Annotated in this window: 5 protein-coding genes and 1 pseudogene; 5 read left to right on the top strand and 1 reads right to left on the bottom strand. The window is 56.6% G+C overall.

From position 1 onward, the window contains the following. Positions 1 to 93 precede the first annotated feature (93 nt). A complete protein-coding gene (locus tag IB279_RS16935) occupies positions 94 to 603 on the bottom strand; it encodes a ferritin-like domain-containing protein (RefSeq protein WP_060529765.1) in 510 nt (169 codons plus the stop codon). 479 nt (positions 604 to 1,082) lie between these two features. Between IB279_RS16935 and IB279_RS16940 the strand changes: the two genes are divergently transcribed. The 5 genes and pseudogenes from IB279_RS16940 (at position 1,083) to IB279_RS16960 (ending at position 11,107) form a co-directional block, all read left to right on the top strand. Further along, positions 1,083 to 2,246, top strand: a complete 1,164-nt coding sequence (locus IB279_RS16940; protein ID WP_167550738.1) for a glycosyltransferase — start codon at positions 1,083 to 1,085, stop codon at positions 2,244 to 2,246. 39 nt (positions 2,247 to 2,285) lie between these two features. Continuing rightward, the gene (gene glf / locus IB279_RS16945; RefSeq protein WP_113189570.1) at positions 2,286 to 4,628 is read left to right on the top strand and encodes a UDP-galactopyranose mutase; all 2,343 of its coding nucleotides are present in this window, start codon (positions 2,286 to 2,288) and stop codon (positions 4,626 to 4,628) included. A gap of 8 nt (positions 4,629 to 4,636) precedes the next feature. Beyond that, positions 4,637 to 7,815: pseudogene (locus IB279_RS16950) on the top strand (glycosyltransferase). Continuing rightward, the gene (locus IB279_RS16955; RefSeq protein ID WP_192339388.1) at positions 7,812 to 10,127 is read left to right on the top strand and encodes a glycosyltransferase family 4 protein; all 2,316 of its coding nucleotides are present in this window, start codon (positions 7,812 to 7,814) and stop codon (positions 10,125 to 10,127) included. The pseudogene IB279_RS16950 and the gene IB279_RS16955 overlap by 4 nt, the downstream one beginning before the upstream one ends. Positions 10,128 to 10,213: 86 nt before the next feature. Further along, entirely contained in the window at positions 10,214 to 11,107 is an 894-nt protein-coding gene (locus IB279_RS16960) for a DUF72 domain-containing protein (RefSeq protein ID WP_090428909.1), read from the top strand. The last annotated feature ends 184 nt before the right edge of the window (positions 11,108 to 11,291 follow it).

Here is an 11,291-nt window from a genome sequence, read left to right on the forward strand (position 1 = left end):
TGATTGGCCGGGGGACTACGCGGAGAGTGCGCACTTGCCTGTGCCGGAATGAAAAAGCCGCCGTTCACGGCGGCTTCTCCATGTCGAGTTGGACTACTCGGCGGCCTGCTTGGAAGCCTTTAAGTTTGCCGCAGCTTCGCCCAGTGCCGTCAGCTTTTGATCGGTGGCGATCTCCTCCTGGAGATTGGCGTCGAGCAGTGGAACGGCTTTATCGAGACCAAGCTGGGCGGCCCACGATTTGAGCGTCCCATAGCGGGCAATTTCATAGTGTTCGACCGCCTGGGCCGACGAGATGAGGCCGGCATCGAGGGCGGGACTGTCACGGTACTCTTCCATGATTTCTTCGCCTTCGGCGAGGATGCCTTGGATGGCTTCACATGTCTTACCCCGCAGAGGTTTTCCGATAATCTCAAAAACCTGCCCCAGCCGCTCGATTTGACCTTCGGTCTCGTCCCGGTGCTTGAGGAAGCCAGCTTTGCCTTCTTCAGACCGCGCAGCCCGTGCCATCTTTGGGAGCGCCTTGAGGATTTGCTTTTCCGCGAAATAGATGTCCATGAGGGTATCGTGGAAGAGATCGCTCAGGACTTTCGTCTTGGTAGCCATTTGGTGGCCTTTCTCTCATTTCGAGTTGAACTACATCAGTTCACTCTTTGAACAGTTCACAGGTGAGGGTCACCAAGTCATCAATCCGCATGACCTCAGACCACACCAAACGTTGTGGCGCCGGCTATGTTCCGGTTTCTGTGAAAAGGAGCGTCGAAAACTCGCAGTGCCAAAGATCGGCGACGCAGTGAACTCATTCTTTCTTTCTGCAGGATGCCTTTTTCCTTCTGACGATCCCGTGTTCAGGGACGTTTGAAGTTCGGCTTTCGTGAGCAGAATCGGCGCCACCAATGGGAACTCGATTGACACCGGTGGTCCTGAATAGATGGGTTGGGAAATTTAAGTTGGCCAAAACTGGAACAAACAGTGTGCTCGGCGGTTCCAAGCCGAGACTATTAGATTCCTGACAAATACAACTCCGTTTCCCCAAACGCGGTGGTCGTCAAGACGTTCGCGACTGTAGATGTGCGAAGTGAGTAATGCGAAAGATTGTCGTCATCAGTGATTTCCAGGACGGCTGGCCACCGGTTTCAACAGTCCCGACTAAGTCAGAGCGCTTGGCGGCCTGGGCATCGACTTTCGCGGATGATTTGGCTGCTCGGCCAACCGCAGAAGACAATGTCGAGGTAAAGGGTAGCTATCTCGAACGAATGCCAATTGCCTGCGTAGCCGATGGCCTAGTCGATCGGGCGGAGATCTGGAGCCATTGGCTGGCCAGCGGCCCCCCACCAACGGTAAGAGAAAGTTCCTTCCTGACACGGCGCTCGTTCCACCTCGACGGTAACACCCCTCCGTTTTCGTCGGACGACATGCTTGCTCATATCGAGATCTATGGCGCTCCGGATATTCTCTGTGTCTGGGGCCTAGGGGTCGATGAGGAAATCCTGCAGGCTTGTCGAAACAGCTTCAAAATCTATAACTCGATCGACGCGCCGGCGTTGCGGGTCCCTTTCGCCACGAGCCGCCACTTCGATCTGATCCTGACCGGATCAGAAGAGCAGAGCCGCGAGGTCGAGGCGTGTCACCCGGGCAAACGCACCGCGGTCCTTCCGATCGGTCCGGAATTTGCAGCACCGTCGATGTTCTACCCAATCGAGGGGGCCAAGCCTTACGACATAATTTATGTAGCCGCCGCGCAAGCCTATAAGCGTCACGATGTCCTGTTTCACGCGCTCGCCAAGATGCCGAAGTCCGTGCGCGCGCTTTGCGTTTTCGGCTACGGCGATCGATCGGATCAGTTGCGTCAACACGCGGCGGAATTGCAGATTGATGTCGACTTTGTCGGACCTCCAGGCGTCTCCTTCGCGGAGGTCAACAGGTTGATGAATCTCGCTCGCATGGGCGTGGTGTGCGGGGTCGATGACGGGGCCCCGGCGGTCCTCACCGAATACATGCTCGCAGGTTTGCCTGTACTTGCCAACGCCGAACTGCGATGCGGCCAGCAATACATAACCCCGCAGACCGGCGCGACCGCAACGTCGGACGAGTTTCATATTGCTATTGCCCAGATGTTGTCGCGGCTTACCGACTTTAGTCCGCGCGACGCAGTCCTCCGATCTTGGACTTGGCCACACTCCATCAAGAAACTTCGCCAGCTCATTCGAGCCGAACAGTCAGCAAACAAGGAGGCGCGCGTCAATTGAAGTTGTTCGGGCCTACGAACATCTCAGCGCGGAATGAGTATGGATGTTCTAACCGCAGATCTGAAGAAAAAAGAGAGTTCTTCTAATGCTCGCGCGCCGGTGATTTGTTTTTCACACCTGCGGTGGGATTATGTCGTGCAGCGGCCACAACACCTCATGAAGCGGTTTGCTCGCGACCGACACGTCTACTTCTTTGAAGAGTTTATTCCGACAGACCACCATCTGGCCTATCTGGAAATCCATCCTTTCGCGGGCACGACCGTAAAATCCGTTAGGCCCCGAATTCCCAGGGAATGGACCGAGGCACAACGAAACACGGGTTTGGCCGGATTGCTCGACGAGCTTCTGGACCTTGTTGGTCATCCCAAGCCAGTCCTGTGGTTCTACACACCAATGATGTTTCCATTTGCCCGGCATGTCGATGCGGCCGCAATTGTTTATGATTGCATGGACGAACTTGCCAACTTCAGATTCGCGCCGGCAAATATGGTGAAACTGGAGCGTGAGCTGATGCATCGGGCTGATGTGGTCTTCACAGGTGGCCATAGCCTCTACGACGCCAAGCGCCTCCTGCATGACAACATTCATCCCTTTCCCTCCAGCGTGGATGTGGGGCACTTTCGGTCGGCACGAACGGTGCCGATCAGCCCACCGGACCAAGCGGATCTTGCTGGCCCTGTCCTCGGTTTTTGCGGAGTCATCGATGAGCGTCTTGATCTGGAACTGATAAGCGTCTTGGCGGCACGACGGCCGTCCTGGTCAATCGTTCTCATTGGTCCGGTGGCCAAGATCAGGGAGGAGGATCTTCCTCGCGCACCCAACATCCACTACCTCGGCCAGAAGGACTACAAGGTCCTGCCTGCCTATTTCTCTGGGTGGAACGTGGCTCTAATGCCGTTTGCCATGAATGAGGCCACCCAGTTTATCAGCCCGACAAAGACCCCGGAATACCTGGCAGCCGGGCTTGCCGTGGTCACTACGCCGGTTGTCGACGTCGTGCGTCAATACAAAGACATCAGCGGGGTCTTCTTTGCATCCGATGCGAGCGAATTCGTTGAGGCATGCGAAGCCGCAATGAAATTAAAGCCCCGGTCAGGAAAATGGCTGAAAGGCGTCGATGAATTTCTGTCGACGGTCTCATGGGATGAGACTCACCGGAAAATGGACGGATTGGTGCAGGAAGCGGCTGAAACAAATCTGCGCTCGATATCGCCCATTTCGCGAAAACCGGCAAAAATGAGATCTAGGCGCCGTGCTTATGATTTTTTGATTGTCGGCGCCGGTTTTGCTGGGGCAGTCCTTGCCGAGAGGCTGGCAAACAAAGGCAAGCACAATGTGCTCGTCTGCGATCGGCGATCCCACATCGCAGGCAATGCGTACGATTTCTACAACGAACATGGCGTTCTTGTTCACAAATATGGCCCGCACATCTTCCACACCAACAGCGAAATGATCTTCGACTATCTTTCGCGCTTTACCGCGTGGAGGCCATACGAACATCGCGTGCTTGCTGATGTAGAGGGCAAGCTCTTGCCGATACCGATCAATCGCACAACCCTCAATGGGCTGTACGGACTTGATTTGAAGGACGACGACGCGGCTGCCCAGTACCTCGCCTCCAAGGCGGAGCCGATGGACCGGGTGCGCACTTCGAAGGACGTCGTTATCGCGCAGGTCGGATTGGATTTGTACCGGACATTTTTCGAGGGCTATACGCGCAAGCAATGGGGACTGGATCCTTCTCAACTCGACAAGGCAGTTACCGCCCGCATTCCTACTCGCACGAACACCGACGATCGCTACTTCCAGGACACCTTCCAGGCGATGCCAAAGGAGGGCTACACGAAGATGTTTGAGAATATGCTGGATAGCGATCGCATCGATATTCGGCTCAACACCGACTTTAGAGATGTCCGGGATGAGTTCCCCGGCACGCATATCATCTTCACCGGACCGATCGACGAGTTCTTCAACTATCAGTATGGTCGGCTTCCTTACCGGTGCCTGCGGTTCGAACACACGACCTACGACCAGCGGCGAATTTTGCCCGTCGGGGTCGTAAATTTTCCCTCTGAAGAGATTCCTTACACGAGAGTGACCGAATTCAAGCACATCACCGGGCAAGTCCATCCCAAGACGAGTGTGTGTCACGAGTACCCGTGTTCAGCCGGAGACCCTTACTATCCGATCCCAAGGCCCGAAAATCAGGAGCTCTACAACCAGTACGCGCTTCTTGCTCGCTCGCGCAGCGATGTGACCTTCGTCGGACGACTGGCGAGCTACCGCTACTACAACATGGACCAAGTTGTGGGTCAGGCACTTTCGACTTTCAAGCGATTTGCGGCCAGGGACACGGCGGACCATAGCTTGGGTGTTCGATGAGCCCTCTCATGAAGCCAAAACAAAAGCTCGTCCTTGCGACCGATAGCTGCGATGCATCGGGCATGGGTGCCCACATGCTTATTCTCGGCGAGGGGTTGAGCGAACGCTTTGAAGTTACGATGGTGTTGCCGCGAGGATGCGAGGGCAACCTTGCTTCGAAAGCCTTCGCACTCGGCTTGGCGGTCAAAGAGTTCGACGACATCGTCGAGTGCGGCTTGTGGCTGAAATCGGTCGATGCCGATCTTATTCATGTTCACGCAGGCATCGGCTGGGAAGGCCATGGGCTCGCACACGCCGGAAAAGTCGCAGGTGTTCCGGTTATCAGAACGGAGCATTTGCCGTTTCTCCTCACCGAAGGAGAACAGAAGGCGGCGTTCTTCGAGGGCCTTGGCTTCGTCGAGCGACTGGTTGTCGTCTCCCCCGCGGCGCGGTCGACTTTCCCGAGTGAGAGCGTCGATCCAAACAAGATCAAGGTTGTCCGAAACGGAATTCCACCGCTTCGCGATGGCATCGAGGTGCGGTCTGAGTGGGGTTCCCAACGATCAAACACCCTTATATCGGTTGCGCGCTTCACACCGCAGAAGGACCACCTGACCTTGGTCAGAGCGATGCCTCGCGTCCTGCAACAATTCCCCAATGCTGTGCTGCTACTGGTCGGTACCGGTCCTGAAGTCGGCAATGTGAAGGATTTGGTCGCAGAGCTCGGACTTGAACGCGCTGTGTTGTTTGCAGGGCAGCGCAACGACATAGCCTCGCTGCTGGCATCGGCGGACGTTTTCGTTCTCTCATCGCTGTTCGAAGGGCTGCCGCTGGCGGTTCTTGAGGCGATGTCGGTGGGGGTCCCTGTCGTTGCGACTGCGATCGGAGGCACGATTGACGCTCTTGGAGACGAGCATCCCTTCCTTGTCGAGCCCAGCAATCCGGAAGGGCTTGCTGAGGGGATTATCTCCGTCCTAGCCGATCCGGCAGGGGCAGCTCGCACGGGAGAGGCGCAGCGACGAAGGTTCAAGCAACAATTCACCGCAGCCCGGATGGTCGAGGAGACCGCAGAAATCTACCGATCCGTTCTCCATTCAGCGGTCGCCAACGAAAGAGAGCATCGAACCATGAAACGCACGCGCATCGGTTTTATTGGAGTGGGCGGGATCGCGTCCCGCCATCTCGATATTTTGGCGGAATTCGACGACGTGCAACTCGTAGGCTTTGCCGATCCCGCCATCGAACGGGCCCAGCATGCGGCAGGCCGATTTGGCGCCAGAGCCTTTACTTCCTCTGCCCAGATGCTGGGCGAACTGGAACTGGATGCCGCCTATATCTGTGTCCCCCCATTTGCGCATGGCGATGTCGAGCGAGAGCTCCTTTCGGCTCGGATTCCATTTTTTGTCGAGAAGCCAATCAGCCTGCATCTCGATCTTGCCAGGGAGCTCGCCGCGGGCATTGCTGCGGCCGGCCTGATTACCGCGGTGGGCTATCACTGGCGATACCTCGACAGCGTCGAGGAAGCGCGCCGATGCCTGGCTGAGAACCCTGCGCAACTTGTTTCGGGCTACTGGCTCGATCAGACTCCACCCCCGAAGTGGTGGTGGAAAAAGGAGACATCAGGCGGGCAAACCGTCGAACAGACGACCCATATCGTCGATCTCGCCCGTTATCTTGTCGGCGATATCGTCCGGGTATTCGGCCAGACGACGCATAGAAAAAGGGATGACTTTCCTGATCTCGATGTTGCCACTTCGAGCACGGCCAGCTTTTTATTCGCAACAGGTGCAATCGGAAACATTGCGTCCACGTGTGCCTTGAAGTGGGGGCATCACATGGGATTGAACCTCTTTGCCGATGGCTTGGCGATTGAACTGACAGACCATGACATCATGGTGGATGTCGGGGCGGGGAGGCCGGTGCGCCGGGCCGACGGAGACCCGGTACGGCTGGAGGATCGCGACTTCGTCGATGCGGTGCGGGGCCGCGAAAATCGCATTCGTTGCCCTTACCATGAGGCGCTCGCGACCCACCGCATTGCTTTAGCTCTGAGCAAGTCTGCCGAAACCGGTCAGCCGATCGACCTCCACAACTTTTAGGAATTGTGCCGATGTTCAGCCGCACCATAAGATCCCTCGGCGTCGAGCGCCCTGGCAAAATGTACTTCCTGGAATATGAGGAAGAGGCGCCAGCCGACGGTCACGTACAGCTCGACACACTCTTTACCGGGTTTTCGGCCGGGACCGAGTTAACGTTCCTCAAAAACACCAACCCCTACTTTCACTCGCGCTTCGACCGCGAGCGGGGGGTTTTCATAGAGAACGAACCTGACCTGTTATATCCCGTTCCCTTTCTAGGCTACATGGAGGTGGCACGGGTCGCAGACACAAACGCCGCCGGCTACGCAACAAACGATATCGTCGCTGCAACCTACGCCCACAAGACCGGCCATGTAGCCGACCCGTTTTGCGACCTTCTCGTCCCACTTCCCACCACGATCGATCCGTTGCTTGGCATCTTCGTCGCACAAATGGGCCCGATAGCTGCCAATGGCATTCTCCATGCCGATGCCGATGCGTTCGGAACGGCACTGCCCTTCCTGGGGTGCGGTGTCATCGGTCGACGCGTATTGGTTATCGGAGCTGGGACCGTAGGCTTGCTCACAGCGCTCTTTGCCAAGACCCTTGGCGCTTGCCAGGTCCTCGTCGCGGATCCGTCACAGTTCCGCCGAGAAAAGGCAGAGGCGATGGGCATTCAGGCAATGTCAGAGGAACACGCCTGGCAACACGCGAAGACGCACTGGCACGACGGCGCTGTAAGCCGCGGAGCCGATATCGTGTTTCAGACCCGGGCCCATTCGGAAAGCCTTAACGTCGCACTCAAGGCCGTACGACCCCAGGGGAGCGTGATTGACCTGGCATTTTATCAGGGTGGAGCTGACAGGCTGAGATTGGGTGAGGAGTTTCACCACAATGGCCTTAACATACGCTGCGCGCAGATCAATCGTGTTCCACGCGGTCTTTCATCGCATTGGAGCCAACGCCGGCTTGCGGGCGAAACAATCGACCTGTTGGCCCGTGAGGGCGAACTGATCAAACAGCACATGATCACCCATGTGATCCCCTTCGAGGATGCTCCGGAGTTTCTTTCGGATCTGCTGCAGCGGAGGTTTGAGTTCTTGCAGATCGTCTTCAAGGTGGGGCCATGACGGGATCATGCCGCCCCAAGACCGTCCTCTTCGTCTTCGGCTGGTTGGTGGTGGGAGGAGAGGAAACCGAGGTTCGTCTTCTTGCGGCCAATATCGACCGTTCGCGCTACAAAATCGATGTGGTCGCATGTTTGCACAAGGACGGCATGCCCGCGCAGACGCATCAGCAGCTGCGGGCTTTGGGCATCGAAGTGGACACTGCGCCCTATTCCATGTCGCTCGAAGAGACCGTTGCCTATCTCGCCGACAAAATTCCTTCTTATGACGTGGTGGTTTCATGTCAGAATGTTGCAGACATTTACCCGGCACTTGAACGGCTGCACATTCGCCCGCCGTTGATCGAGCATGGTGGCCTGGTCCTGGAAGCTTTGAGCGGACCGAAACATTTGACCAGTCGCTATGTGGGTGTCTGTCGATCCATTCGCGACGCCGCCGCGTCTCGAATGCCTGGGCGGGAATGTGATGCCCGAGAGATCCCATCTATGGTCGATCTCAAGGAGTTCGAGCCGAGCCGGCGGTCTGCAACGCGCCGGCAACTCGGCATCTACGACGACACGATCCTGGTCGGCTGGGTCGGGCGTCTTGATGCAAAAAAGAATGTCGAGACCTTCATCGAGGCGGCCGCGATTATTCACGCACAAGATCACACCATGCGCTTTGTGATCGTGGGAGGACCAGATGCATTCATGCCCGAATATGCGCAGCATCTGAAGGCTCTGTGTAGCAAGCTTGGATTGGATGCCGTCTTGAGCTTCCTGGGTGACCGGGTCGACGTCGCGGACTTGCTTGCAGCGTTCGACGTGTTCGTCTGGCTTTCGCGGGACGAGGGCATGCCCCATGTCATTTCTGAGGCTGGGGCCGCCTGCCTTCCGGTCATTGCAACGGCCGACAACGGTTCACGACAACAGATCAAACATGGCCTTTCTGGCTATTTTGTCGGACATGACGATCCACTAGCAGTGGCAGAGGCCGTCACAATGCTTGCCGGATCGCCGGAGTTGCGCGCCAGCTTCGGTCTACAGTTGCGTTTGCATGTAGAGAAGACTTACAGCGTCGAAGCGGTGGTTCCGCAGTGGCAGGCGCTTTTTGATGAAGTCCTTGAGGAAAGGACGCCGTGCGCTCCGACCGGACTGTTCCAGTCTTTCTTCCAAGGAGGCTTTGAATGTTCCACCCACCGCGTCCGACCAAGGGATGGGGTGGGCCGGGGTCGGCGCCTGGATATGATAGCCTCGATAAAACACGAACAATATGCGGAAAATGATTACCGTCAGCTGGCGAGCCATCATATCCGCAGCGTACGGGATGGTTTTCGCTGGCATTTGGTCGAGCAACTGCCCGGAACCTATGACTGGAGCAGTGTTTTACCGTTAATACGCGCAGCGCGCACCACCGGAACGCAGGTCATCTGGGATCTTATGCACTACGGCTGGCCCGATGATATCGATATATGGTCATCTGAATTTGTGAGACGGTTTGCGCGTTTTGCGGGGGCTGCCGCAAAACTCCTGCGAAGCGAAATCGCCGCCCCGCCGTTCTTCGTGCCTGTCAACGAAATCTCTTTCTTTTCATGGGCGGGTGGAGATGCTGCTTACCTCAACCCTTGGGCAGGGCGCAGGGGCTTTGAGCTCAAGGTGCAGCTTGCGCGCGCCTCGATCGCGGCGATGGATGCTATTCTTGAGGTCGAGCCTCGGGCCCGATTTGTCCACTGCGAGCCGGCCATCAATGTTTTGGCCGATCCCGAGCGACCAGGCGATCGACTTGCTGCTGAAGGCCATCGATTGGCACAATACCAAGCCTGGGACATGATTTCGGGACGCTTGTGGCCCCAGTTGGGAGGCGCGGAAAAGTATCTCGATATCATCGGCGTCAACTACTACCATAACAACCAGTGGATCCACGGCGGCCCGACGATCGACTTCGAACACCCTCTCTACAAACCATTGCGCAAAATTCTTGTCGAAACCTACGCTCGATATGGCAGGCCAATGCTGATCGCAGAGACGGGTACTGAAGGCGATCGCCGGTCCGATTGGCTGGCATATGTCGGCGAAGAAGTCAGGGCTGCCATGATGTGGGGAGTGCCTATAGAGGCAGTATGTCTTTATCCTATTGCCAATCATGCGGGCTGGGATGACGGTCGCCCTTGCGACAATGGCCTTTTGTCAGCTGAACCAACGCCACCTCTTCGCAATGTTTACAGGCCGTTGGCGGATCAGTTGTTCCATCAGGTCAAAACGATCGAGGCATTTCTTCAAGAAATTGCAAACAAACATGATGCTCCGCCCCGCAGTTCGCGTGCTTCACGGATGTAATGGCGCAAAGATGGATAGGTGTTTGGAAAGCAGGGACCAAATCCCGTCTCGAGACTTTCTGACCAGGGAAAACGGCGGATTGTCAGATGGTGGAGCGCTCTTCGGAAGAACTTGCAGAACGTCGCGCCCGTCGCGCGCAGCGCCGACAGAGGCAGCGGCTTGCGAATATAGGCCGGGCCGAAAAGATGCATGCGTTGAGATTGGCGCTGGGGACGAATGGAGGCGCGCTCACCATTCCGCGGGACCTGTTACACGGCCTCCATATCGGCTGTTCGGGTTGGTACTATTGGCACTGGAAAGGACAGCTTTATCCGGCAGATATTCCTTCGAGCAAGTGGTTTCCCATCTATGCCCAGCAGTTCCAAACGGTGGAGCTCAATGCGCCCTTTTATTCATGGCCGACGATCGCCGCGGTGAGGAATTGGCTGCGACAAGCAGGACCGAATTTTGTTTACACGGTCAAAGTCTGTGAGCTCATTACCCACGTCAGGCGCTTCGACGACACCAGCACCTTGGTCAAGGACTTTGGCTACATAGCCGACGTTCTCGGCCCCCAGATGGGCTGCTTTCTGTTTCAATTGCCTCCAAGCGTCCGTTACTCCGCCGAGATGTTGCACACCATACTGGCTCAGCTTGACCCTTCCCGTCGAAACGTTGTGGAGTTCCGCCACAAGAGTTGGTGGAATGACGACGTCTTCGACGCTTTTGAGAAAAATGGAACTATTTTCTGCTCCTGCAGTGGCCCTCGGCTGCCCGACGCCCTCGTGAAGACTTGCGATGACATCTATGTGCGGTTTCACGGGCCATATCAATGGTATAGGCACGATTACAGTGACGCCGAACTGAGGATATGGGCGGAACGCATCCGCCGAAGCGGAGCGAAAACGGTCTGGGCTTACTTCAACAATGATCGTGATGGTCATGCGATCAAGAATGCCAAGCGCCTGTCGGAGCTGCTGCTCGAGTGGGCTCCCCTTTGATCAGATTTTGCCTATAGCCCTATCTGGCTCGCCATCTCTATCGGAAACATTGAAGGGCCGCCGTGCGACCCCCCTTCACGATCTGGGACTATATGGCCTGTATTTTGGGGTCGAGCGGTGAGCTCCACCAGGACCTCCCGCCCGGGGCCTCCGACAATTGCCGTTCGTAGCAATGAGGCAGTTG

Origin of the sequence: Ensifer sp. ENS06 (assembly GCF_014852205.1) — a bacterium.
Classification (GTDB): Bacteria; Pseudomonadota; Alphaproteobacteria; order Rhizobiales; family Rhizobiaceae; genus Ensifer; species Ensifer adhaerens.